This is a genomic window from Paenibacillus sp. BK720 (assembly GCF_011761545.1).
Classification (GTDB): domain Bacteria; phylum Bacillota; class Bacilli; order Paenibacillales; family Paenibacillaceae; genus Pristimantibacillus.
Genome location: NZ_JAASRQ010000002.1, coordinates 202,334 through 225,888, shown reverse-complemented (window position 1 = coordinate 225,888; position 23,555 = coordinate 202,334). Strand labels below are relative to the sequence as shown.

At 49.2% G+C, this 23,555-nt stretch carries 22 protein-coding genes, 1 riboswitch and 1 other annotated feature; of the genes, 8 read left to right on the top strand and 14 right to left on the bottom strand.

Annotated features, from left to right (window positions below):
• Positions 1 to 145: 145 nt before the first annotated feature.
• On the top strand, positions 146 to 835 hold the full coding sequence (locus tag FHT67_RS07975; RefSeq protein WP_132306828.1) for a class D sortase: 690 nt from the start codon (positions 146 to 148) through the stop codon (positions 833 to 835).
• A 70-nt stretch (positions 836 to 905) separates the two neighbouring features.
• Positions 906 to 996, top strand: a riboswitch (cyclic di-GMP riboswitch).
• A gap of 14 nt (positions 997 to 1,010) precedes the next feature.
• Complete coding sequence (locus tag FHT67_RS07970) at positions 1,011 to 1,823, top strand: transglutaminase-like domain-containing protein (RefSeq protein WP_132306830.1); 813 nt, start codon at positions 1,011 to 1,013, stop codon at positions 1,821 to 1,823.
• A 131-nt stretch (positions 1,824 to 1,954) separates the two neighbouring features.
• On the opposite strand, the gene FHT67_RS07965 is transcribed toward FHT67_RS07970, so the two are convergent.
• The 6 genes from FHT67_RS07965 to FHT67_RS07945 all read right to left on the bottom strand — a co-directional run bounded on the left by FHT67_RS07965 (position 1,955) and on the right by FHT67_RS07945 (position 7,811).
• Positions 1,955 to 3,391 (bottom strand): glycosyl hydrolase family 28 protein, encoded by a 1,437-nt coding sequence (locus tag FHT67_RS07965; RefSeq protein WP_132306832.1) that lies wholly within the window; start codon positions 3,389 to 3,391, stop codon positions 1,955 to 1,957.
• Positions 3,392 to 3,495: 104 nt separating this feature from the next.
• Positions 3,496 to 3,924 carry a hypothetical protein gene (locus FHT67_RS07960; RefSeq protein ID WP_132306834.1) on the bottom strand — a complete coding sequence of 143 codons (429 nt, stop codon included), beginning with the start codon at positions 3,922 to 3,924 and terminating at the stop codon, positions 3,496 to 3,498.
• Positions 3,925 to 3,942: 18 nt separating this feature from the next.
• Complete coding sequence (locus FHT67_RS29675; protein ID WP_208403188.1) at positions 3,943 to 4,086, bottom strand: hypothetical protein; 144 nt, start codon at positions 4,084 to 4,086, stop codon at positions 3,943 to 3,945.
• 332 nt (positions 4,087 to 4,418) lie between these two features.
• The gene (locus tag FHT67_RS07955; protein ID WP_167197240.1) at positions 4,419 to 4,772 is read right to left on the bottom strand and encodes a hypothetical protein; all 354 of its coding nucleotides are present in this window, start codon (positions 4,770 to 4,772) and stop codon (positions 4,419 to 4,421) included.
• A gap of 207 nt (positions 4,773 to 4,979) precedes the next feature.
• Positions 4,980 to 6,002, bottom strand: a complete 1,023-nt coding sequence (locus tag FHT67_RS07950; protein ID WP_167197237.1) for a DUF2332 family protein — start codon at positions 6,000 to 6,002, stop codon at positions 4,980 to 4,982.
• 132 nt (positions 6,003 to 6,134) lie between these two features.
• Entirely contained in the window at positions 6,135 to 7,811 is a 1,677-nt protein-coding gene (locus tag FHT67_RS07945; RefSeq protein ID WP_167197234.1) for a glutamine--tRNA ligase/YqeY domain fusion protein, read from the bottom strand.
• Positions 7,812 to 7,871: 60 nt separating this feature from the next.
• Positions 7,872 to 8,128, bottom strand: a binding site (T-box leader).
• A 217-nt stretch (positions 8,129 to 8,345) separates the two neighbouring features.
• Between FHT67_RS07945 and FHT67_RS07940 the strand changes: the two genes are divergently transcribed.
• Positions 8,346 to 8,840 (top strand): pyridoxamine 5'-phosphate oxidase family protein, encoded by a 495-nt coding sequence (locus FHT67_RS07940; RefSeq protein ID WP_167197231.1) that lies wholly within the window; start codon positions 8,346 to 8,348, stop codon positions 8,838 to 8,840.
• A 59-nt stretch (positions 8,841 to 8,899) separates the two neighbouring features.
• Here the strand turns inward: FHT67_RS07940 and FHT67_RS07935 are convergent, their stop codons facing one another.
• Positions 8,900 to 9,349 (bottom strand): hypothetical protein, encoded by a 450-nt coding sequence (locus FHT67_RS07935; RefSeq protein WP_208403186.1) that lies wholly within the window; start codon positions 9,347 to 9,349, stop codon positions 8,900 to 8,902.
• A 248-nt stretch (positions 9,350 to 9,597) separates the two neighbouring features.
• Here FHT67_RS07935 and FHT67_RS07930 point away from each other — a divergent pair, with 248 nt between their 5' ends.
• Positions 9,598 to 9,999, top strand: a complete 402-nt coding sequence (locus tag FHT67_RS07930; protein WP_167197226.1) for a VOC family protein — start codon at positions 9,598 to 9,600, stop codon at positions 9,997 to 9,999.
• A 153-nt stretch (positions 10,000 to 10,152) separates the two neighbouring features.
• On the opposite strand, the gene mnmH is transcribed toward FHT67_RS07930, so the two are convergent.
• From mnmH to FHT67_RS07915, 3 genes are all read right to left on the bottom strand, one after another.
• Positions 10,153 to 11,187: a tRNA 2-selenouridine(34) synthase MnmH gene (gene mnmH, locus FHT67_RS07925; protein ID WP_167197223.1), complete on the bottom strand. Its 1,035-nt coding sequence runs from the start codon at positions 11,185 to 11,187 to the stop codon at positions 10,153 to 10,155.
• Between the two features lie 25 nt (positions 11,188 to 11,212).
• Positions 11,213 to 12,262 carry a selenide, water dikinase SelD gene (gene selD, locus FHT67_RS07920; RefSeq protein ID WP_167197220.1) on the bottom strand — a complete coding sequence of 350 codons (1,050 nt, stop codon included), beginning with the start codon at positions 12,260 to 12,262 and terminating at the stop codon, positions 11,213 to 11,215.
• Positions 12,263 to 12,456: 194 nt separating this feature from the next.
• Complete coding sequence (locus FHT67_RS07915; RefSeq protein ID WP_167197217.1) at positions 12,457 to 16,128, bottom strand: glycoside hydrolase; 3,672 nt, start codon at positions 16,126 to 16,128, stop codon at positions 12,457 to 12,459.
• A gap of 359 nt (positions 16,129 to 16,487) precedes the next feature.
• Here FHT67_RS07915 and FHT67_RS07910 point away from each other — a divergent pair, with 359 nt between their 5' ends.
• Positions 16,488 to 17,402: an NAD-dependent epimerase/dehydratase family protein gene (locus FHT67_RS07910; RefSeq protein ID WP_132306854.1), complete on the top strand. Its 915-nt coding sequence runs from the start codon at positions 16,488 to 16,490 to the stop codon at positions 17,400 to 17,402.
• Positions 17,403 to 17,461: 59 nt separating this feature from the next.
• On the opposite strand, the gene FHT67_RS07905 is transcribed toward FHT67_RS07910, so the two are convergent.
• Positions 17,462 to 18,100 carry a class I SAM-dependent methyltransferase gene (locus FHT67_RS07905; protein WP_165930655.1) on the bottom strand — a complete coding sequence of 213 codons (639 nt, stop codon included), beginning with the start codon at positions 18,098 to 18,100 and terminating at the stop codon, positions 17,462 to 17,464.
• A 134-nt stretch (positions 18,101 to 18,234) separates the two neighbouring features.
• On the opposite strand from FHT67_RS07905, the gene FHT67_RS07900 reads away from it, so the two are divergent.
• From FHT67_RS07900 to FHT67_RS07890, 3 genes are read left to right on the top strand one after another with little or no spacing between them, the layout of a single operon-like run.
• A complete protein-coding gene (locus tag FHT67_RS07900) occupies positions 18,235 to 18,687 on the top strand; it encodes a hypothetical protein (protein ID WP_132306858.1) in 453 nt (150 codons plus the stop codon).
• Between the two features lie 21 nt (positions 18,688 to 18,708).
• Entirely contained in the window at positions 18,709 to 19,155 is a 447-nt protein-coding gene (locus tag FHT67_RS07895; RefSeq protein ID WP_132306860.1) for a hypothetical protein, read from the top strand.
• 30 nt (positions 19,156 to 19,185) lie between these two features.
• Complete coding sequence (locus tag FHT67_RS07890; protein ID WP_132306862.1) at positions 19,186 to 19,644, top strand: hypothetical protein; 459 nt, start codon at positions 19,186 to 19,188, stop codon at positions 19,642 to 19,644.
• Positions 19,645 to 19,702: 58 nt separating this feature from the next.
• Here the strand turns inward: FHT67_RS07890 and FHT67_RS07885 are convergent, their stop codons facing one another.
• Genes FHT67_RS07885 through FHT67_RS07875 form a run of 3 tightly spaced genes read right to left on the bottom strand, consistent with a single transcriptional unit; the run spans position 19,703 to position 23,547 of the window.
• Positions 19,703 to 20,938 (bottom strand): sialidase family protein, encoded by a 1,236-nt coding sequence (locus FHT67_RS07885; RefSeq protein ID WP_167197214.1) that lies wholly within the window; start codon positions 20,936 to 20,938, stop codon positions 19,703 to 19,705.
• 27 nt (positions 20,939 to 20,965) lie between these two features.
• On the bottom strand, positions 20,966 to 22,330 hold the full coding sequence (locus tag FHT67_RS07880; RefSeq protein ID WP_132306866.1) for a glycosyltransferase family 4 protein: 1,365 nt from the start codon (positions 22,328 to 22,330) through the stop codon (positions 20,966 to 20,968).
• Positions 22,327 to 23,547, bottom strand: coding sequence for a glycosyltransferase family 4 protein (locus FHT67_RS07875; RefSeq protein ID WP_167197210.1), 1,221 nt, complete (start codon positions 23,545 to 23,547; stop codon positions 22,327 to 22,329). Before FHT67_RS07875 ends, FHT67_RS07880 begins: the two co-directional genes overlap by 4 nt.
• Positions 23,548 to 23,555 lie beyond the last annotated feature (8 nt).

Here is a 23,555-nt window from a genome sequence, read left to right as displayed (position 1 = left end):
TATCGTCCCAGCCATTTGCGCTATTCTACTAAAAAATAGAGAAAACAACTAGGCAGAAAGCACTTATCCAGTTTATACTAGAATTCGACAACGTCGCAACCAATTTAATCCATTTTTAGCCATAAAAAAGGTAGGATTCGACAAAATGATTAAAAAAATTGCTCCCATTCTCCTCATTCTCGCAGGACTTCTCATCTTTCTCTACCCGACCATTAAGGACCGTTACGAGATTTATCAGCAGCGTCAAATCCTTAAGGCATGGGAAGACAACTTGCAAAGAATAGACCAGGTACCTATTGATGCGCAGAATACGACGGCCGATGAGCAGGACCAAACACCCGCTTCCGTCAGCCCGGCCTTAACCGGCGCCAACTCGGCGGATGATATGGAACAGCGGCTTCAGTCCAAAGGCATCGGCAAAAAATCGATCGAAGGCGTGCTGATCATCGACAAAATTAATTTGAAGCTGCCTATTATCACCAACGCGACGCAGGCGCATCTAGCCTTATCCGTAGCAAGCATCCTGCATACCGGCAAGCCCGGTCAGATCGGCAATTACGCCATCGCGGGCCATCGCAGCCATACGTACGGCAAAAATTTCAACCGGTTGGACGAAATCGAGATTGGCGACCGCATTCAGGTGCAGACGGCTGACGAGACTTTCACTTATATCGTAAATTCGAAGCAATACGTAAAACCGACGCAAGTCGAGGTGCTGGAAGGAAACGGCAAAGACAGCGAAATTACGCTTATTACCTGCCATCCTCTTTATAAACCGACCCAAAGGATCATTGTGAAAGGAATTCTAGCCGAAAATCAGAACGCCGAATCTTGAAGATTTTTCTATGAAAACCGGCAAGCTTATAGTAAATTAAAACTAGCAAACCAAATTAACCGGTGCTTTCCACCGACAAAGGCAAATTTAGCGAAAGCTAAAGACGCAAAGCTACAGGGTCTTCCTCGCGCGCATGCCCGAGATGACAGCCAGCCGCCGAAAGGAGAGTTTTTTTATGTTTAAAAGAATGTTTTTCCTGCTGCTTGCAACTCTGATTGCCTCCTGCCTGCCCGTGAACAGCACGTTCGCCGCCACTTCCACGACCGCCGCGATTATCGGGAAACAAGGCGTCGCTCAAGGGTACATAACCGTTAATTACAAGCCCGCAAACGGCGCGAAAGTGATTGTCCGCATTGCCAAAGGCAAGACCCAATACGATTATCCTCTGACTAACGGCGTTAAATATCCGCTGCAGCTTGGAAATGGCAGCTATTCGGTACTAATCGCCGAAGCTGTGAATGCCACGCAGTACAAAGTTATTAAGCAGGAAACCTTGGCGGTGAAACAGACCGACGACAAGCAGGTGTTCAAGCTATCCAATCCGCTGATTAATTGGACAAGCCAGACCATGGCGGTCAAGAAAGCGGCCGAGTTGACGAAAACCGCTGCTACGGATCAACAAAAGGTTCAAGCGATCTATAATTTCATCACCAAAAAATTCGTCTACGATAATAACAAAGCAAAGACCGTGAAAGCCGGCTATATTCCGAACCTGGATACCGTGTTCAAGGCTTCCGGAGGCATTTGCTACGATTACGCGGCGACCTTTGCGGCCATGGCCAGAAGCCTTGGCATCCCGACAAAACTCGTCATGGGCAGAGAACGCAGCAAGCCGAACGTAGAACATGCCTGGAACGAAGTGTACCTGAGCAATCTGAAAAAATGGGTTATTATAGACACAACCTACGATGCCGCCCGCATCCAAGGCGGCCAAAAGCCCAGCCTTTTTAAAAATACCGCGAATTACACTGTAACTAAATACTTTTAGTGACCATAAAAAATAGCGTTGCATGGGCTATCCCTGCAACGCTATTTTTAGATTTTGCTCCTTTGCGGAATCCATGAGCAAGGCGATGGGAAGAAATGATGGAACACCACCATCTTAAATACAAGGAAAACTTAACTGAAAGTGAGATTGTTTACATAGCTTCCTAACTCGATATTGCCGGTAGAGATATTAGTGACCTTGAGGTCGTTGATATAGAGATTATGGACGGTTACTCCGTCGACGCAGCGATCATCGTCAAAGCCGCTGATTCTTGAGACAGCATTGTCGCTGCCGGTATAGTAAATGCCGTCGAACGTGATTTGTTCGATCCGGCTGCCCGGGACCGGATTGTAATCCGGATTCCACACTACCCGGATATCGATGATTCTGCCGAGCTCGAACCGTTCGATTCGGATATTGCGGTAGGTCACGTTGCGCACCGTATTTTTGTCCCCGGCGTTAATAGACAGGCAGCCGCGGTAATTATCCTGAGGTTCATGATGCTCCAGAATATCGATATTCTCGAAAGTAATATTCTCAATTTGCGTGCCGTCTGCTTCGTAATCGCCGTGGGTACCGATATTGGTCGGGTGAGCCACGTCTGCCCATAGGGTTGAATTCTTCACTGTAATATTGCGCGTATCGCCGTAATACCCCCAGCGGTGCCCGTAAATGGCAATGCAATCATCGGAATTTCGCATAAAGACATGATCGATCTCAACGTCGCTGCAGGACATCATATCGATGCCGTCAGACCAGCCTCGCGTACTGAACGACTCGAAGTCGGCAATTCGTATTTGCTGCGACTGTCCCAAATAAATGCTGTAATGCGGCGGATCCACAACGGTTATGCCGGACACCGAAATATTCCGCGAATACATGATCCTGACGCCACGGAACGCTGAGAAGCGGCCGAACTCCGCCAAGTAAATAATTCCGTGGCCGGAGATTTGCACATTTTCCACCTTGTCGCAGACGAAAGCTCCCGCTACATAAGCTCCTCCCTCGATGTAAATCTTCTTGTTCGATGGAACGTGAACAACGACCTGCTCAATATGATGAAGACCAGCCGCGAAACATAACGTATGATAACGGGCATCCGCCAGCTTTGCTTGCAAATCGTCGATTCGATGAATGCCGGGATGAATGCAAGCAACGCCGGGATCCGACGAATCGGGACGCTGCTCCGCGAGCTTTTTGGCAAACAAATGAAGGTTATGGAACCGGTCGCCGTTTATTTCAACCGACAGCTTCTGCGGCTTGGATAAGCGGAACTGCATGGTTCGGTCGTCAATGATTTCGGCATGAATGCCGGTGGAGAGCGGGCGGATAACGGCATCCCTCACGGGCTCACGGTTACAAATGACTTTCACTTCGACTTCACCGTTGCAATCGAATTTCGCAAGCGAAGCCTCTCTTACATGATGCATGTCGACTTTAACGAGCAGGACTCCAACTTCCGTCCATTCCCCGCCCGGGATGCGTATAAATACATCAAAATCATGATTGACGGGCAATGCTTTTGGAATCGGATAAACGGATAATGAATTAGCGGCTGCCTTTGCCAAGGGAACACTCTCCTAAACGGTTTGTTCCATTTATTCTACTTAGCCGGCATTACGCCCAGCAATCGTAATTTCGCTAGATTCCTTGTAAAAACTTACTCCTGGCCTTAGGGCTGTTCCTCCTTATCGACGATCACCCACGAACCATGATCAAGCTTGGCTTTAATCTTGATTGGAACTCTGGATACCCCATACCTGGCTGCATGGTCATGTCGACCAACGCCTTCGTACGTGTACCGAATCCATACCGTCCCTCTGGTAAAGGTATGAAAGACATGACCCGTGCTTAATTGAACTTGGACGTTGTCATCGGGCTTTTGATTCGGGAAATCCACAAACTGAAGAAACTTGCTTTTAACCGCATCCGAAACAGAGGAATCGTCTAACGCTATTCCGTTTTTCCCGTCCATATAGATCGAGGTTACGGTATGTTTAACGCTTTGCAGGATCCAGACATAAAAACCAATATAGAATGCTAGTACCAAAAATAGCGCAACAATAAGCCGTATCCTCCAGCTCTTTAGGCTGATGTTCATGACGAGCCCCTCCTTCCATCAAGGCCCCGTTCCAACGCTCGAAACGATCCAGAACGGTCCAAATTTTTTCAAGTAAAATACGCTCATTCCGCCACCGGTAACTCTGTCTTTGAAGTTAGTCACATCGTACAAATGGCCGTATTGATGATCATAGCGATGCATATTGGTAATTTTAGACGAAAATACGCTTCCAAGATGGAAGCTGGTCAGCATATACCTCCGGGTCGTTAACTGCGGGGACAGGAAGCTAATGATCCATAAGGCTGCTGCAACAATAACGGCAAGCTTGACGATCGTTCTTCTCTCCAGCTTAATAATCGATCACCTCTAAGTTCGTAAATTCCAGTATAAGGGTTTAATTCTAGTTGTTAGACGGCGGAGGCGGATGAATAGTTTCGTTTTCAATAAAAAAAGCACCCGACAGTATGGATTCCATACTGCCGGTGCTTCTGGACTTTCGCTTAAGCATTTTGATTTGGCCAAACGCCATCCCGCTAATAGGTTCTAACCCATTCGAAGCATCTGCATACAAAGGCAAAGGCTTCGTACTCTTGTTCTTTTACCCGGAAGTTAATATTCTCAAGCTGGTCGGATGAAATATCCTGAATGTTGATATCCAAACGGAAGGCTCCCTGGAAGCTGCCTATCTTCAGATCTTTGACATCCTCAAACGTAATGATTAATTTGGGAGCTTCCTGGGCGAGCGGAAGCGAACTAAGCGTTATGATCAAATTATCCGTCAACATCCCCGCTTCATGCTCGCAGCGAACCAGATTAAAGGATTGGATGTAGCAGAGCTTGTACTGTTTTTGATAAAAACTCTGTATTCGATCAGCCGTATGTTTCATCTTCGGACAGCCTCCTTATTATTAATATATACTCCTCCGCATAAATGAAAAGGACCATCTTCTAAGATGGCCCTCTAGAACTAATAGGGAACAAAACAAGCGATGATTCTACAATAATCGAACGTATTATAGTATTCGTCTTTGTCTCCGGTTTTGGGGGTAGCTTTGCCGTGCGCCTGTAACAACGGAAAAATTCGCCGGTGAAATTCATCCCTCCCACTTAAACCATCTGCCATGGCCGTCTGTTTCGGCAAGTGTAAGCTTCTTTTCTTCGCCATTCCCATAAAAGTCGAGATGGAGGTCCATGTCCCACATATTGTTATAGAGATGGAAAACATCTCTTTGCTGGCCTAGTACCTGAATGAACTGGATAAGTTTGGTTTTTGTTGCGGCAGGAAATTGGTTGGCCACATGAGTGTGAAAAATGCATAAGGTCGAATCGTTTGCTAGTGTCGGGATAATGTCGGGGAGAAGCTCAACCCCATCGCCTTCGATTAGATGAACGGGGTAATGCTCCAAACATGCCGCAGCCGCTTCGAAATAAGCTCTCCGTTCCTTATGCTCCGGCCAGATCAACGCTTTCAGCCAAAGGTAATGATCCGGATCCTTAAGGTCGTTGATATGCAGATCAATTCCAACTCTGTCAGCCACCGGCGGACTTTGGACATATAAAAAAGGATTCCCTCCTAGTTCAGATATAATTTTCAGGGCAGCATGCTCATTACCATACTCCACCGTTTGGGAAGAATACGAATACCTATATTTGTCCCACAGGAGCTGCAAGCCGGCGCTCGTTCCAATCTCGACTAGGGATAGCGGCTTACCTGTTAACTGATAGATATAGCAGAAAGCAGGATATAAGTAGGCGCAGCGCCGCATTTCATTGGTCTGTACGAGCCTGGTTTCCAGGAGATCGACTATCTCAGCCTCATATTGCTTGCAAAACTGCTTGAATGGAGCAAATACCCCGGCCAAATCCTTAGGATCTTGCACAATGCTGTCATAATAATAAGCGAGTTCATGCCGAATGCCCTTCAAGAGCAAATAATGAACCGCCCCCAGAAAAAGATTCGGTACAGGCTGCCCGGGCCGCGAATGGGCAGCAAGCTTAAGAAGCTCCGGATCTTCAGCCGCATTCCTTGCCAGATGTTCATATAATCGACTGGAATGCCTGCATTCCATATCGGCAAACCGTCTAAACCGTTCGGACAATTGTTCCATAGAGCACACCACCTTCTTTCCAGATAGGGGTATGATACCATGAGCGGCTCAACCATCATGCTTTAACCTTTTTATCCCGCGGATAGATATTGTTTATCAACAATAAAAGGAAGCCAATTTCGATTGGCCTCCTTCCCGTTGTTAGTTCGGTTTTTTCCAGCTATCCTTAAGCGGTACAACCCGGTTAAACACCAAATGATCATCCTTACGGGGTTTCGTGTCAACAGAGAAATACCCATGTCGCAGAAACTGGAATTTTCGCTCGGGACCGGCATGCTTAACATGCGCTTCAATGAGAACCTGTTTCCGAACCAAGGAATCGGGATTTATTTTGAATGTCCAATCCTCATCATCCCGTGGCAGCTCCCCGTCCAGAAGCAATTTATCGTACAGGTTAACATCCGCCTGGATGCAATGCGCCGCGGAGACCCAATGAATCGTCCCTTTCACCTTGCGCCCGGTAAAGCCTGAACCGCTCTTCGTAAGCGGGTCGTACGTGCATCTCAGTTCTGTGACTTCACCGGAAATAGGATCCTTCATAACCTCATCGCATCGGATAAAATAAGCTCCCTTCAGCCTTACTTCTCCTCCCGGACGAAGCCGGTGATAGTCTTTGGGCGGCTCCTCCATGAAGTCTTCCCGCTCGATATATACGGTTCTGGAGAATGGAACCTCTCTTTTTCCAAGCGCTTCGTTCTCGCCGTTATTTTCGATCAGCAGCATTTCCTCCGAATCTTCCGGATAATTCGTGATGGTGACCTTTAACGGCTCCATAACCGCCATCACGCTTGCCGCTTTCTCCTTAAGGTCCTGCCGAACGAAATGATCCAAGAGTGAAATGTCCACGATGCTTTGATTTCGGATGCTCCCGATTTCTTCAATAAAATCTTGGATGCTCTCCGGCGTATACCCCCTGCGTCTTAAGCCGCGAAGGGTAGGCAGTCTGGGATCATCCCATCCGTCCACGAAGCCGCCTTCCACCAGCTGTCTTAAAAACCGCTTGCTCGTGACAACGCCGGTTAAGCTCAATCGGCCAAACTCTCTTTGCCGCGGAGGTTCGGCAATCTCCAGTTCATTCAGGACCCATTCGTACAAAGGCCGATGATCCTTGAATTCAATCGAGCAGAGCGAGTAGGTAATTCCTTCAATGGCGTCTTGAATCGGATGCGCAAAATCGTACATCGGATAGATGCACCAGTCGCGTTTGGTCCGATAATGCTCGGCGTAAATCATACGGTAAAGAACCGGATCACGCAGATTGATATTGGGCGATGCCATGTCTATTTTCGCGCGCAATACTTTGGAACCGGCCGGAAAGGCTCCGTTTTTCATCCTTGTGAAAAGCTCCAGGTTTTCCTCCACCGAGCGTTCCCGGTACGGACTGTTTCTTCCCGGCTCCGTTAAAGTTCCGCGGTATTCCGTTAACTCGTCAGGCGTCAGATCGCATACGAATGCTTTGCCTTTCTTGATTAGGGTAATAGCGGCATTGTAGATTATTTCCGCATAATCGGAGCCGTAATAAATATGTTGTTTCGGGTCAACGCCAAGCCACTTGATATCCTCGATTATCGCGTTTACGTATTCGATATCTTCCTTTAGCGGATTGGTGTCGTCGAACCGCAGATGAAAGGTGCCGCCGAAATTTTGCGCGATCATAGCGTTCGTAAGAATCGCGTAGGCACTCCCGATATGGAGATAGCCGTTAGGCTCGGGAGGAAATCTCGTGCACATTTCCCTGCTGAACGGCTTCCGTTCAAGCTCCTCGCTAATAAGTCTAAACATATGGTGCTCCGCTAAATGTTCCTTTGAATTCTCCATTTCGAGTTCCTCCTACTAGGTATTGCGAAACAAAAAAAACTCCACCCCCAAGACGTTAGTCTTGGGGACGAAGTTCCGCGGTGCCACCCCAGTTTGTTAATATGTCGCCACATCAACCTCTTCGAGTACGGCACTGCATGCATGCAATGGTTATACTCTAGCTCTGTAACGGGAGCTCCCGTCATGCCATCACCCCGTAAGGATCCGTCATGCTGCTCAGAGGCTTGGTTCGGGGAATCGCTCTCCGCTCCTTCTCAGCTGCCGGAGCTCTCTGTTCAAGAACGTTATTCCCTTACTCTTCTCGTCATTGCGTTTCCATAATTGTTTATTATAATACGAATAATTCCCTAATTTGTAAACGGTATTCCGCTTTTTATCCGGTTGTGCTCCTCCATCGTAACGGAAAGCATCGCGGCAAACAATAAAGGATCGCAGCTCAATACTGGCTTATCGTGCTTTTCGAGATGAATAACTGATTAGCCGGACCGTTCCTTGTGTAATACTATATCGATACATAAATTTCAGGACGGGGTGATGGGAATGCATGCAAATTCTAATACTCAGGAAGCCATCGAGAAGGTAAGGGAACTGATTAAGGACATCAAAATCGCGATGCTGACTACGGTATCGGAGGAAGGCTTGGTGTCACGCCCGATGAAGACGCAGGATGTCGAATTTGACGGCACCCTGTGGTTTCTTACGAAGAAGGATACGGAGAAATTTCACGAGCTGCTCCACAATAAGCAAGTGAACGTAGCTTACGCGGACAAATCCTTTGTCTCCATCCGCGGCGTGGCGGAGCTTGTGGACAGCACCGACAAAATAAAGGAATTCTGGAATAAAGCCTACGAGGAAATACTGGAGACAACCTATGACGATCCGGACCTTGTGCTGATCAAGGTGGATGCCGAGGCCGCCGAATATTGGGATTCCGGCAACAAATTCAAGCTGGTGAAGTTTCTGTTCAATCGGTTAATGGGTAAAAACACGGAAGGAACCGAGCTGAATCAGACGGTGGAAATGAATTAATACGACGCCTCATGCCTTCGTCCGCAAACAAAGCAGGCTTGGAGCATGAGGCTTTTTTCTTAGCCCGTCATACGGATATAAATCCAACTCGCAAGCCACAGGCCAAGAGGAAGAAGGACGCTTGCAACCGTTATATGGGGAGTCAACGGCTTCTTCCGGGTGATGAAAAAGATCGTATCCGACAAGTAAAAGATCGCCGCGGCCAATAAGCTGATTTGATAAAGAATAAGTCCGAAAACGCCATGAAATACGGCGGAGACCGTCAATTGAACCCAACGCCTCGGGGCAACAAAACGTGCAATGATTTCACTGAGCAGCGAAGTCATCGATCCGTAAACGTAAATAACAGGGCCGGCGTACAACAGATAGAAACAAACGCTGGAAAACGCTTCATGCAATCTATCTCCTAAGGACAGGTTATCATGAATGCGAAATAAATCCGGCTCGCCTATGGCGAAAATAATGGTAAATAAGAAAGTGGTTATGCCGGCGCTTATGATTTTCCTCATGAATAGTTGGCCCATAGCTGGATGCATCGCTCTTCTCCCCTTTCCTTTCGCATAAAGCAGGATGAATTTACCAGCATTATACCTTGGGAATAGCAAGCCCGTCAGTTCTAACTTTCGTAGTACCCGGTCGGCCCGGAAAAATCTTTTCAAAAAAATGATATCCGTTGTCGATTTGGACATCCCTCGTTCGTTGTCTTCATAGAGACTGAAGAAGACAGTCTAAACCACGACGGAAGGATGTTATTCAAATGGCAAAACTTACGGCTTACATAATGTCGGAAGACGCGAAAGCACAGGCAGCCTTTTATGTGCAGGCACTCGGAGGAGAAATTTTGTCGGTTGTCACCCACGGCCAGCTTGAATCCAATGAAGAACTGAAGGACAAGGTTGTTAATCTCAGCATGACGGCGGCAGGCATTACCATTCTTATGTCCGACTCCGTGTTTGAGCCGCTTAGACAAGGCAATGCGATTAATCTGAGTCTGGAATACCAAGATGAAGCTGAAGCTCAAGCTGCCTTCGATCAGCTGGCGGAAAACGGCAACGTCATTTGTCCGCTGGAGCCGGCTTTCTGGGGAGCCCTATTTGGACAAATCGAGGACAAATTCGGCCTAAGATGGATGATCACAACTGCTGCTCAGAAGGCTTAATGCAAATGAAAAGCGCGTTATCCAATAAGTTGCGTAATTGACGATGGGATTAAAAAAGCGTTGTAGGGATAGCCCTCTACAACGCTTTTTTTAAATTCACTTCGTTTATGCGAGCCATTTCTCTAGCGGGCGGCCCTTAGACTGGTTTCATCGTTATTTAGCATGGAAAGCGAGATAAGCTTTCACCTTCTGCACCGCATCCGCGATCGTATCCGCTTCGATTTCGATTCTATCCTGCTCATATTGCATCATGGAATGCTCGTAACGCGGATCGTAGTAATGCTCCAATAGCAGGCGTACAGCAGGCTCGAACCGGTCTTCCGTCAGAGCCTGCATAATCTGCGCGGCAATCGGCGTATGCATCCGCTTCTCGATCTGCCTGAACGCGGCAATCAGCTCCTGCTTGTTCTCATACGGATTGTAGTCCTCCACGATATGGCGGACCCGTTCTTCCAACGGCAGACGGATAAAGAGCTGCTTCCCGGCTTCTTTCTTCTCGATCAGGAATGGCGGCAGCACGGCTTTGCCGATCCTTTTGCTCTCCCCCTCCATCAGCACGTACGGCGAGTCCTGCAGCTTCAGCACCTCCGTTACGAGTAAAGCTTCAAACGTTTTCTGATTATTCGCCTTTTGCCCCACTTGGCCGAAGATCGAGCCTCGATGCCCCGCCATGCCTTCCAAATCGAGAACAGGATAGCCTTCCCCTTGAAGCTCGCGCAATATCGCCGTTTTCCCGGTTCCCGTATGGCCTTGAAGCACAATCGCCTGCGGCTTGAGCTCGAGATGCTCAAGCGTATCCACAATCCACTTCCGGTAGGTTCGGAAGCCTCCGGTCAGCCGGTAAGCCCGGATTCCCATCAGCGACAGCACCGTAGCCGTCGTCTTGCTTCGCATGCCGCCGCGCCAGCAGAATACGGCTTTAGTGTCTTTGATCTGCTCGAAGGCTTTGATGTAAGCCGGCAGCTTGGCCGAAAATAATTCAAGCCCCCGGTCCTTGGCCGCCTGGACGCTGACCTGCTTGTAAATCGTGCCCACCTCCGCCCTCTCCGAATCGTCGAAGAGCGGAATATTCAGGCTCCCCGGAATGGTGGAATCGGCGTATTCCGAAGGAGAACGCACGTCGATCATCACGATTTCTTTCTTCTCCCGTAATGCCAGCAATTCCTCTATGGTGATGTCTTGAAACAAGTTAACCGCTCCTTATCCGATCAAGCTACAGTACAACGATACGTCCCGGATGGTCGGCTACCGTCTCTCCGATCATGGCCGCTTCCACGCCGGATTGCTTCAGCTTGCCCAGAAGCTCCTCCGCTTGGCTGCCATCCACGGAAATAAGCAATCCGCCGGACGTCACCGCATCGCATAAAATCCATTGACCGATCTGATCCAGCGTTTCCGGGAAGCTGATCGAATCCTGCACATGGGCGAAGTTGTTCTTGGTTCCTCCCGGTACGAAACCTTCCTCGGCCAGCTCCCTAACGCGCGGCAGCATCGGCACTTCACTCGCATGGATGCGGATCCCGACGCCGCTGCCTTTAGCCATCTCAAGCGAGTGACCAATCAAGCCAAAACCGGTCACGTCCGTGCACGCATGCACATTATACGGCTCCATCGTTTCAGCCGCCGTCTTATTCAGCGTTGCCATCACATCCGTCACGCGCTGAACCTCTTCATCCGACAGCTTGTCTTTCTTGATGGAGGTCGTAAGAATGCCTACGCCAATCGGCTTGGTCAGGATAAGCTTGTCTCCCGGAACCGAACCCGCATTGGTTCTCACTTTGTCCGGGTGAATGAGCCCTGTAACGGCCAGACCAAACTTCGGCTCGTTATCGTCGATGGAATGGCCGCCAACGAGGGTAATGCCGGCTTCCTTCATCTTATCGCCCGCGCCGCGCAAAATATCGGCCAGCACCTGTTTGTCGAGCGTCTTGATCGGAAAGGCAACGATGTTCAGCGCGGTCAGCGGTCTGCCGCCCATCGCGTAGATATCGCTGATCGCATTGGCGGCGGCTACCTGCCCGAACGAATACGGATCGTCGACGATGGGAGTAAAGAAGTCGACGGTTTGCACCAGCGCAAGGTCGTCGCTTAATTTGTATACGCCTGCATCGTCGCTCGTATCGATGCCGACCAGAAGATTGGGATCCGCCACGGGTACCGGCAGGGAACGGATAACTTGCGACAGGTCGCCGGGACCAATCTTGCAGCCGCAGCCGCCTTTCGTGGAGTAGGAAGTCAGTTTGATTTTTTCAGTATCAGGCATTTGGCTCGTATCCTCTCTATATAAGAAATGTTTTATTAAGCTAACCATATAGGATAATGATAAAGGATTATGGCGATAAAATCTAATTGTCCGTCCTAAGCAGTCCGTAATATTTCAAATCCTCGTAAATACGCCTTAGAAAAAAAGCGTGTGCTTCCTTTCTCGGAAGCGCACGCTTTTGCTTGCAATCAATATTATTTCTCGATCTTGATCCATGCAATCATCGGCTTGGAATTTCCGTCCTTAACCGCTTTGACAATAATCTCGCCGTTTACTGCGGAAATGTTCTCGAATACCTTCGCTTCGCGGCTGGAGCCAATGACGTAATCGCTCAGCTTGGTCTCGCCGTTAATCGTCAGGTCCATATTCCGGTCGCTGGCCTTCCATGGATCATAGAAGCCAACCGTCACTTTGTACGCACCCTCCGGCAGCTGAAAGCGATAGGCGATTCCTTTGCCGTTCTCGTTGCCGTCGTATTGGCGGATCGTCTCGTAAGCGTCTACCGGGGAGGTTTGAGCCCATGTCTTTCCGTCGTCGGCGACATAGCCCCACTTCATGCCGGTAATCGAATCAAGGCCATACTCTTGCTCCTCCTGCGACTGGTAAATGCCCAACACTTCGCCATCCTCTAGAGTGCCAGGAGTTCCGTCTCCGGCATCCGCATAATAGACGACTTTGTTATTCGAGTTAGGCGTCGCATCCATGGGTGCGGATTCCGAAGCAACTCCGCCGCGAACGGCCACGGCCTTAAACGAATAAGCCGTGCCGTTCTGAAGGCCCGTTACAACCGACGAGCCTGGTGTTGCTGCAACCTCCGCTGCCGCTCCGCCATTTTTTGGCGCATAACGGATCAGGTAGCTGTCCGCTCCGTCTACTTCCCTGAATTGAAGCACAACCTGCCCGTCCCCTTCCTTGATCTGATAAATTTCCGGAGCGGCTGTCAGGTTTTCGGGATTACGGGCAACCTGCAGGTAAGCGAATTGCGCGTCCGCCCAGCTATGCAGTCCAACGCGTCCGCTCGTGTACGTCGAATCTTTGACGTCAAAGATCAGATTTCCGTCCAGATAGGCCTGAATATGCTGACCGTCGAGCTGTACCTCCATCTTGTAGTACTCCCCTAATTTAGGCGAGAAAGGTACGGCTTCGGCCAGGTTTTGCCCGTCTCTGCGAAGGAACAGAATGCCGTTCTCGAAGCCAAACACATACCCCTTCGAATAACTGCTGCCGCGGAACGTAATTCCCCAATCCGCTTCGCCCAAGGCATGCTTCGCTACAGCGGTAATGGTACCGTCAATGATCGAAAGATTGTTTACGCCAATCTCGCCGCGGTTATTGCCGCCGGAAGCATGCTTTAGAAGTCCGTCTTCCATGACCCACTTGCTTACATCCTGCGTGTAACCCGAGAGATTACCGCTTGTAAAATCGTCCTTAAACCGGATTTCCCCGTTCGCAGGCGTAACCGAGGTTTCGGTGTAGCCGGTTCCTCTGCCGCCTTTGCCAATCGTCGAGACGCGCACGGTTACCGCTTCTCCGTTCGTTAGACCGGTTAATACGGTTTTGTTGCTAGTGATCTGCTGAGCGTTATCGTTCAGCGAGGTTTGCACGCTGTAGCCGGCTGCTCCACCAACAGCTCCAAACGTAAGCAGCGCTTCCCCGTTGCCCGGGATCGCAACCAGCTTGCCTGGCGCGGCAATATCCGGCATTACTTGAAATTCGACGGAAGGCTGGCTCGCGCTTGTGCCGTCGACTGCTTCCACAACGCCGTAATACACCGTTCCGTTCGCAAGTCCGTCAATCTGAATCTTGCCGTTAGGTACCTGGGTCACATATTGCCTGTCATAATTGCCTTGTTTGGTGCCGTATCGAACGCGATAAGACGGTACGCCAATCTGAGTATTGTAAGTGAGGACAAAACCTCCATCCCAGCTTGCGGCTTTTACGCCGGATGGCGTAAGCAGCTTAGGCGTGCCATACGCTTTCTTGGATGGCGGGCCAAAGCCATTGTCATTGCCCGCGCGTACCGTCACATCATACTGACTATCGTTCTTCAGACCTTGCAGAATAACCGTATCGGTGGACATGTTCGACAGCTTCAATACCTTCTTGTCATTTTTACTGCCGTATTCCACTTCATATCGGTAAGCGCCTTTTGGAGCCTCGAAGTCGATTTTAAGACCTTTGTTAAGCGGCTCTACCTTTACGATTTGAGGAGCATCCGGTTTTTTGTTTTCTTTTACGACATCGCCGTTAAGCGTCACGATGGAACGGGCCGGGATAACCGCATCGAACGAGCCGTCAGCCGATGCCGGAATGTCCGAGCCTCTCGCCAGATCCTCGTCTGCCGATGTGACATACGGCTTTAATACATGAACCGCCTCATGCTTGTCGATGCCGCTGATTTCAACCTTGATATGCTGCTCCTTCGCGCTGTCGTTGACGAATACCGTCGTTACGGTATTCTCTCCGTCATGCTTGTAGGCCGATCCGAGCAATGCGCCGTTACGCGCATTCTCATCCAGACCGGAGAGCGCGATACGCTCCGCGCCCGGACGGATGAATTTACTGTAGTTGCCTAGCGTCCAGAACATTTTCGAAGTGAGGATATTTTGCTCGTCGCCCGGGTTATGGAAGTCGGTATAGATCAGGCCGTCCTTGTAATCTCCCGCGGATACGGCCGTCCACCACTGCCATGCGGAAGCATTTGCTCTCGCCAGGTCGAAATGGATCGTCTTCGCGATATAGAGCGCCGGGTCAATGCCAAGGTCTCGGCCGGGACCGTAGTCCCCGAGAATGCAATATTCGCTCATCCAATAAACCGCTTCGCGGTCGTATTTGTTCAAATTGGAGAACAGCAAATCCCTTAACGTGCCGTACCGGTCATCACCCGTCTTGCTGTAATCCGACCAGTAGGAGTGAGAAGCGATATGATGGCCAACCGCTTCCTGCAGCTCCGGATCCCCGAGCAGGTCTTTAATATATTCGCGGTATTTGCCAACGCCAAGGCTGTTGGAGCCGCCGCTGTACTTCTCTTGGCCCGAGAAGGATTTGAATACTTCATCGTCCAGCAGTGCCGTAATCTCTACGCCGTCCGGCGCGCTGATCTGCGTCTCAAGCCCTTTGGCCTGAAGCTGCTTGTACAGCTCGAGAATAACACGCTTAATATCGTCGTTGTTATATCGGTTGCCTTCCTGGCCCGCTTTGTTCCAATCCCAGGTCGGTTCATTGATCGGGCTGATATAGTTCAGATAAATGCCTTGCTTCTTGAAATGTTCAATGACATCCGTCAGGAAGGTCGCGAATTCGTCCTCGTATCCGTCTTTCAGGTTCGTGGATCCAACCGTGGAATCCGGCTGGGCATGGCCGTTCTTCGTCATCCATACCGGCGGGCTGTTCACGAAGCCGATAAGCGTATCTACGCCGCGGTCTTTGGCTGCTTGCAGGAACCATTGCTGACCGGCCTGCTTGCTCCAGTCATAGTGGCCGTTCTCCGAGGATTTGAACGATTCGACGCGGCGCCAAGGATCGGTAATGATCGTCTTGTCCGTCTCGGTTGAGCCCGCCCCGATATTGAAACGCCAAGCGGTAAGGCCAATCCCCTTGTCCCTTGAGAAGAGCAGGTCCGCTACCTTGTTCTTGTTCTCCTCCGTCCAGTTCTTCCCGAGCTGCTCCATGCTCCAGGCATCGGACGCTCCGAAGTTATCGATGGTCTGGAAGGTGGTCGAGGCATCCACCTTTACGACGGCGTCGTATGTAACAGGCGTTATCGCTGCTTCTGCCGCGTAAGTTGGACTCCCCAGCGAGGTAAGGCTGATGACGGTACCCAGCATGGCTGCCGCGGTCCTTTTCTTAAGCTTGAACGGTTTCACTCGTCTTCCCCCTTGATTTGAATTGGTTGGGCTAATTAAGAAAACGGTTTCATGAAACCGGTTTCTTAAAGCTCCGAAAAGGTGGAGCCGTCATCTGAAGAGGGGCTCCACGCTCTCGATTTTACTTCCTGTCCCTCCCCTCCACATCCTACTTTTCTCCTAAAAATTTCTTCGCTCAGCCGTTATTTTTGTCTAATCATGGATTTTCCTGTTGAATGAACAACGGAATAAGCAGTCCTTAACCAGCTTTCTTAGATATCGAATGAAATAAATTGGCTATAGTCTATGAGATATATACATTATTCCAACTCCAAACTTGCACGTACTATGAAGGATATCGTCAATTGAGGAGTTGAATAATGAAAGCTTTAGTTACTGGAGGCGCAGGCTTTATTGGTTCCCACCTAACAGATGCGCTTGTTCGAGCAGGCGCCGCAGTCCATGTCATTGATAATTTATCTACGGGCTTTAAATACAACGTCCATCCCGATGCAGTTCTACATGAACTGGACATTAATAGTGATGCCGCTATGCAGATCATCAAGCAAGTTAAACCAGATGTTGTATTTCATATGGCTGCGCAGGTCGATGTCCAGCATTCAGTAGCGGATCCCGCCTTTGATTCTTCCGTCAATATCGTTGGAACGATTCGCCTTATGATGGCATGCCGGCAGGCCGAAGTCGGCAAGCTTGTTTTTTCTTCTACCTCCGCTGTTTATGGCGATTCCAATAAAGAAAGGAATGCGGAGGATGCCGTTACAGCCCCCATTTCCTATTACGGACTGTCCAAGCTTACTGGAGAAAACTATATCCGGCTGTTCCATGAAATGTGTGGTCTTCGCTATACGATATTACGATACAGCAACGTGTACGGCCCTCGGCAAAACGCTTCGGGTGAAGGCGGCGTCGTTTCTATTTTTATGAACAAATTAAAACAAGCCCTTCCTCTTTACGTTAACGGCAGCGGAAATCAAACCCGGGATTTCATCTATGTGCAGGATGTTGTCCAAGCGAACTTGGCGGCTATTCACCAAGGAGACCAGGAAACGATCAATATCAGCACGGGATTGCGCACTTCCATAAACAATTTGATTCAAATAATAAAGCTTATCCACGGTCAAAATGTCGAGATTATTTACGGCCCGGAACGGCCTGGCGATATTATGGACAGCTGTCTGGACAATACAAAAGCCAGTCAACGATTAGGCTGGCGGCCTGCATGCAGTTTGTTTGAAGGGCTCTCTAACACCTATCAGCATGTGCAAATGAAATAACAAGAAAGCTAATATCGTCACTGCAGCCAGTGGCATATTAGCTTTCTCCGTCATTTTTTTCACTTGGTGGCCACATAAATAATTGTGAATCCATCGTCCCTTCCGGGCACAATCTCGTACGTATCGTTATCTTGCGTTACGGCCTGCTGGATATGGAAGCCTTGCTTAACAAGCAAGCTGCGCAGCTCTTCAGGACGATAGTGGCGATAATGATGCGGGTTGACGCCATGCAAAAAGTAGGGATTTTTCAAATAGGGAATAACGTTCTCGTTAGGCGCGGAAATAAGCAGCACCCCGCCCTTATTCAAGCATTGATACAGTTTTCGGATAAATGACTGATCATCCTTCATATGCTCTACCGTTTCAAAACAAATAACGACATCATAGAGTGGCAGCGGGAGCTCCTCATGGAAATTGCCCGATAAATCGGTCTGGCAATAAACGGTTTTGTGGGAGAAGAAGTGATGAACCGCCCAGTCTAATCCATGCTCAGACTTATCCACCCCGACAGCTAATGTGCAAGCAGACTGGGTTGCCATGTAATGCGTTCCAAAGCCAGAACCGCATGCTGCATCAAGCAAAATATCACCAGGGCGGATAAATCGTACCGCATATTGATAGCGAAAGTAATGATCCGGCATGGCGTCATCTACTGACGTTGCATACATTCGTTCCATCTTCGCAATTTCGTCATCCATTTTTTTCCCTCCACTAACCATAAAATCAAACTTATTCCGAAGAACAGATATTTACCAGGGGATATCTGTACATTGCATCCTACCAAATCTATGAATCTAATATATGAAAGCAAAAAAACGAGGAGGAGATCGGCTTGAGCAATTGGATTGATTTTTCCGCGCAGGAGGTATCTGTCGGAGCGGAATCGCTGCCGCTGAATTTGACCGCGGGTACCGAGATTTTGCTTACATCCGTCTTCCTTTCCATACCGGATTATCAAACCCGAGTAAATGGTTATGCAACGATCGGCTGGGAGACTCCTCTGTTACAGAACACGCAGCATATCAATATGATTTTCCGAATACGCCGCGGCGGGTTTACATCCGACCATAAGTTAATTTGCTGGTTCGTCGATTCCATCACTCTAGGCCATGACGTTCCTATATTAACGATAGATAAAACTTTATCCTTGCAATTCACCGATCAGCCAAGTATAGAGAACGTCGGAACCTTTCAACAATATTGCCTGACGGCAGAGCTTGCAGGTGCTGGTCAAGCCACAATCTCCGGACCGATTACGCTTATTGGCGGAACTTTCAACCTATAGAAAGAGGAGGAAAACAAAACGATGGCTATTCTTGATTCTGCTTCCGTAAACATATTGCCGGGCACCTATTCCCTCCCGCTTCCCATTCCTCCGGGTACAGAAATCATGCTTACATCCTTATTTCTAAAAAGCTCTAGCCCAGACAGTAAAAATTTTATCGAGGCCTCCGTCTGTTGGAGGGCCGAACCGTCTCAACTATCCATTGTGCCGAAGATCATACTCAGGCTAAGACGCGGCGGCGTTACTGCCGCTTTCCCCGAGGTCTCTCAAATCGCTGATTCTTGTTACTGCACCAACAACACATCTGCCCGCTCTACCACAACTACCTTTTATCATGTGGAATCCCCCGAGCCTGGCACCTCCGGATTATACCAGTCCTATTATCTGACGGCAGAATCAGCTGGAATCGGCAGGATAACTATAACGGGACCTATCGATTTGAAAGGAACAACAATCGGTTATTCCTGACGGTTTCTGCTTTTGAAAGGAGGTGATAGCATGACTGTTTCAATTGTAGACTACCAGTACCAAGAAGTTGCGGCCGGAACGGGTTCTCTCCCGTTTATAATCTCTCCGGGTGCCGAATACTTGTTGACTTCCGTTTTTCTCCAAATCAATAACATCAATAACCGGATTGAAATCAAAGCATCCATTGGCTGGGAAGCACAGCTGCTGCTGCTCAATATCGTTCCTAAGCTGCTCTTCCGCATCCGGCGCGGTGGTATCTCTGCTCCTGCTCCGGTTGTTTATCAGACCATGGATTCCGCTTTTATCGGAACAGCGCAAGAAGGCCCTTGGGTAGCGCTTGATTTCACGACGGCTTTCCAGCATACGGAAACGGCAACGGCCGGGCTCGTTGGTACCTTCCAGCAATATTCCCTCACCGTAGAGCATGTTGGACAAAACTCGGTTACCATAACCGGCCCCGTGCATCTTGATGGAACCGTGTATCTGTAAGTAAGCAGCAATGAGGTGGTTGGTTAGCTGGATTCCGGCTAACCAACCGCTTCTTTGTTTACCGGTCCTCGAAAATATTCTGCGAGCCGGTTCGGGTATCCATCCATACAACGAAAGTTGTTCCTGCCGCGTTGATTTCCAGGTCGTTGTAATCCCCAATGGAGGGTGTAGGAAGGCCAAGCGAAGGGTCCGCGTTAGGATTAAAAGAGACGCCGGTAATCCGGCGGTTAGGCAGAAACGAATTGCCGGCATCATTCGACTCGGCCAAAAATACGTCAATAAGATTACTGGTTACGCGATTGGTATAGTACATAGCTTTGAAAGCTCCGGTGTCGCGGGAAACCGTCGCATTGGGCAGAAAATTCTGCGTACCGGCGGGGCTGTCATCAATTTGCTTTGCGGCTGACCAGGTATTGCCCCTGTCCGTCGAACGCGACATAAAGATATGCGCGCTGCCTGTACGGTCATCCTGCCAAACGGCATAGACGATGCCTTGACCGTTAAACGGCGAGATATCCGTCGCCATATAAGCAATGGTCAAGACGCGGAAGCCAAAGGTTGGAACCGGCAGAGGAGTCGGTACAAGGCTGACCGTGGACACGGTTACGATTGGACCAAAGGTTACCCCTCCGTCCAGCGATCTCCGCATTAAATATTGCGGGGTCCCAGGTCCGTATTGCATCCATCCGACATACACGTCGCCTTGCGGTCCGATCGCAATCGTGGATCCAAAGCTTGTTACGCCTTGCACCTGATTCGTCAGAAGAATTGGCGGAGACCAGGTCAGTCCTTGATCCAGAGATCGCTGAAACAGGGTTTCCGACTGCGTAAAATTGTTAAAGTACCGGGTATATGCGATGTACGCATGCCCCAAATAAGGGCTGCCATTCGCCGTATCAATAGTAAGCGCAGGTTTATCATTATAAACGGCCGTCCCGAAGCCCTGATTGACAATGATAGGAGTAGAGAAAGTAGCTCCATTGTCGGTTGAACGATAAACGATAATCGAGGAGTTTTGCACAGGGTTTACAGTGAGCGCGGTAGCGGCGACCAGAAAGGTTTGAGCATAACCAAAAGCGGCTATGCCATCTCCCGACGCGTCAAATCCCGGTGGAGGTGAAAGTAAGGTTTGAGCATACGATACCCCTGCGTTAATCGAACGGTAGACCGTTGTCATGTTATTGCCCGAACGCAAATCGTTTGTCGTTACCAAGATGGTGGATTGGTCAAGATTATTAAGCGCAATGGACGGCTCCTGCTGAGGCCCTGAAGGGGTAATTTGCTGATTTGCCATCTATCGTCACTCCCTTTCTAAAACTTATTAAGACTGGTTGGCTTGGAACAAGATCGAACCGACAATATGGTCGTCTACGATCGAAAAAGACTTTGGAATATCCATCTGATAAGCATTCCGGAAATAGGTGCATATTTTTGAACCGTGATGGGCGGGATGCTTAGGCGGATGTAAAGCTTTGCGGATATGCTTATTGCTCCGGAGCTGTCCATAAAGTTCTTCGATTCGGTCTGTCATTGCGGGGAGCGACCATTGCTTCAGACCCCAGCTGTGTCCGTTCTTGGCTATTCGATTGCGAAGCGGCTTGTTCTCAATCAATAATTCAAGGCAGCGCGACAGCTCGCCGCTATCCCCGGCTCTTGCCATCAGACCGGTCTGACCGTGCTGAACCATCTCCGGAATGCCTCCGGCATCCGAAACGATTATCGGCTTGCTCGCGAGCTGAGCTTCCATAACGGCATACGGCTGGTTGTCATTCAGGCTTGGAAGGACGATGATATCCGATTGCCGCATTAACGCAGGCACATCATTCCTGCTGCCCGCAAATACAACATAAGGCGATAAGCCAAGATGAAGAGCTTTAGCCTCCAGCTCCTCCCGGAGACTACCGTCGCCAACAAACAGACATCTCCAATCGGTCCTGGATTGCTTGAGCAGATACAGGGCATCCAACAAGCTGCTGTGTCCTTTTACTTTATCCAGGCGGGCTGGACATAGAATATTGCAGTTGTCTTTCGGAAGTCTGAAAGAATTTCGCTCTTTGGTGCGCTGTAAAAAATGCTCGATGTTCATCCCGTAAGGAACCACTTCCATATGATCGCCGGGCACCAAATAACTGCCAAGCGTCTTATGCAGCCATTGCGTCGGCACAACAGCCAAATCACTTGAGGTTGCTCCATAATACTCTCTGGCGCAGGCATACTTCCAAATCGAATCGGAAGGCGTTTGCCCTTCCAACGAAACCCAGAAATCGGTTGCTAGGCAACCATGTATGGTATTTATCAAAGGAACACCATCCGGCTTGATTTGCCATAAGGCACGCGAGGAAATCACATCTTGAGCGTGGATGATATCATAGCTTCGAAGGCCTAAATACGAGGCTGCTAACGCATAGGAGCAAAACTCGATTTCCTGGTCCACGATCCAAGGATCGATTGGAATTGGCTGCGAGGCATACACCGCTTTTATTTTTTTTTCTATCAGCGGCCGAAACAACTTCTTCTCCACCCTGCGCCCGGTATTCACGATATAGTAGCTGTTCTCGTCCGGATGTCTTGCGAGTATGTCTACTTCATGCCCGAGCTTCTCCAGACTGGCTTTCAGATCCTGTATATATACCCATACCCCGCCTACATGCGGAATCAGCCAATACGTTGCTATTAGAATTTTCATAGGCTGTCAGCACGCTTCGAGGCTATGGCTTTCTCGTAAAGAAGAATCGTCCGGTTAATCATGGTTTGAAGCGACCAATTGCGAAGACCATGATATCTCGCTTGATTGGCCAACTTCTTTCGCTGGTCTTCATCGCTAAGCAATTGATTTAACCCCCTGCATAGCAGATCCGACTTCCCGCTTGGAAACAGCAAGCCCGTCTTTCCGTTATCAATCATTTCGGGTATTCCCCCTGTGTCTGAAGCAATGATAGGTTTTCCAGCCACCTGCGCTTCCATTACGGCAAAAGGTAAATTGTCATGAATGCTTGGCAGAACGATCAAATCCGCTTCCTGCAGGAGCAGCGCCATATTATTTTGGTGACCAAGAAAGCTGACCTGATGGCCTAACCCTAACTGGCTAACCAAGTGTTCCAGCTGTTTGCGCATGGGACCCTCCCCCGCAAGCCAACAAATCCAATCCGAACGAAGTTCCTTTAACTTATACAAAGCTTCCAGCAGTAAATAATGACCCTTCACAGGATCCAGACGCGCAGGACATAGAATTAACTTCGAGCCGCTTTTATTAATTGAAGGTATAAAAAGCGCGGATTGGTGGAGGAATTTGATCGTATCGAAGCCATAAGGAATAACGATTGCCTTGGAATTCGTTCGGCCTGGTTTTATGTCATACTGCCGCTTAAGCCATCTGGAAGGAAAGACAATCTGGTCTGCCGCTGTTCTTCCGTAATGATCGAGTGCTTTCGCCCATTCCCAGGATAAAGAGCGCTTCGAGACAACCCTCTGATACTGCCATTCCGCAGCCAAATCTCCATGAAGAGTTAATAACAGTGGAATATTGCTCGGCTTCACTTCATAGGCGCCTATCGCGGATATGACATCCTGCGCGTGGATGAGATCATAGCTATCCAATCTGAAATGGGATAACGCTTGACGGAAAGCGATTCGCTCGCTTTCCATATCCGCCAGCCAAGCGTCATAGGCATGCATTTTTATATTGTATCGCCTACCGGTATTCTGCTTTACCGCTTCCGAAATCAACGGTTTATCGATGGTTTTCCCCTTGTCTACAATGTGGTACTTCATTCCCGTTTCGTTGTGGGAGATAATATCCACTTCATGCCCAAGCTCTTCGAGTCCCTTCCTTAGTGCCAGCGTATAAGTGGAAACTCCGCCGGAATAGGGAATACACCAATAGGAAACAAGTGCAATCTTCATCCCGCTTC

What these genes read in the sequence shown, in the direction of transcription:
- FHT67_RS07955 (WP_167197240.1), bottom strand. Translation starts at nt 4,772, where the DNA reads ATGAAACATACGGCTGATCGAATACAGAGTTTTTATCAAAAACAGTAC.
- FHT67_RS07910 (WP_132306854.1), top strand. Translation starts at nt 16,488, where the DNA reads ATGAAAGCTTTAGTTACTGGAGGCGCAGGCTTTATTGGTTCCCACCTA.
- FHT67_RS07945 (WP_167197234.1), bottom strand. Translation starts at nt 7,811, where the DNA reads ATGGAGAATTCAAAGGAACATTTAGCGGAGCACCATATGTTTAGACTT.
- FHT67_RS07960 (WP_132306834.1), bottom strand. Translation starts at nt 3,924, where the DNA reads ATGAACATCAGCCTAAAGAGCTGGAGGATACGGCTTATTGTTGCGCTA.
- FHT67_RS07880 (WP_132306866.1), bottom strand. Translation starts at nt 22,330, where the DNA reads ATGAAAATTCTAATAGCAACGTATTGGCTGATTCCGCATGTAGGCGGG.
- selD (WP_167197220.1), bottom strand. Translation starts at nt 12,262, where the DNA reads ATGCCTGATACTGAAAAAATCAAACTGACTTCCTACTCCACGAAAGGC.
- FHT67_RS07895 (WP_132306860.1), top strand. Translation starts at nt 18,709, where the DNA reads ATGGCTATTCTTGATTCTGCTTCCGTAAACATATTGCCGGGCACCTAT.
- FHT67_RS07875 (WP_167197210.1), bottom strand. Translation starts at nt 23,547, where the DNA reads ATGAAGATTGCACTTGTTTCCTATTGGTGTATTCCCTATTCCGGCGGA.
- FHT67_RS07975 (WP_132306828.1), top strand. Translation starts at nt 146, where the DNA reads ATGATTAAAAAAATTGCTCCCATTCTCCTCATTCTCGCAGGACTTCTC.
- FHT67_RS07890 (WP_132306862.1), top strand. Translation starts at nt 19,186, where the DNA reads ATGACTGTTTCAATTGTAGACTACCAGTACCAAGAAGTTGCGGCCGGA.
- FHT67_RS07940 (WP_167197231.1), top strand. Translation starts at nt 8,346, where the DNA reads ATGGGAATGCATGCAAATTCTAATACTCAGGAAGCCATCGAGAAGGTA.
- FHT67_RS07935 (WP_208403186.1), bottom strand. Translation starts at nt 9,349, where the DNA reads ATGAGGAAAATCATAAGCGCCGGCATAACCACTTTCTTATTTACCATT.
- FHT67_RS07885 (WP_167197214.1), bottom strand. Translation starts at nt 20,938, where the DNA reads ATGGCAAATCAGCAAATTACCCCTTCAGGGCCTCAGCAGGAGCCGTCC.
- FHT67_RS29675 (WP_208403188.1), bottom strand. Translation starts at nt 4,086, where the DNA reads ATGCATCGCTATGATCATCAATACGGCCATTTGTACGATGTGACTAAC.
- FHT67_RS07970 (WP_132306830.1), top strand. Translation starts at nt 1,011, where the DNA reads ATGTTTAAAAGAATGTTTTTCCTGCTGCTTGCAACTCTGATTGCCTCC.
- FHT67_RS07930 (WP_167197226.1), top strand. Translation starts at nt 9,598, where the DNA reads ATGGCAAAACTTACGGCTTACATAATGTCGGAAGACGCGAAAGCACAG.
- FHT67_RS07905 (WP_165930655.1), bottom strand. Translation starts at nt 18,100, where the DNA reads ATGGATGACGAAATTGCGAAGATGGAACGAATGTATGCAACGTCAGTA.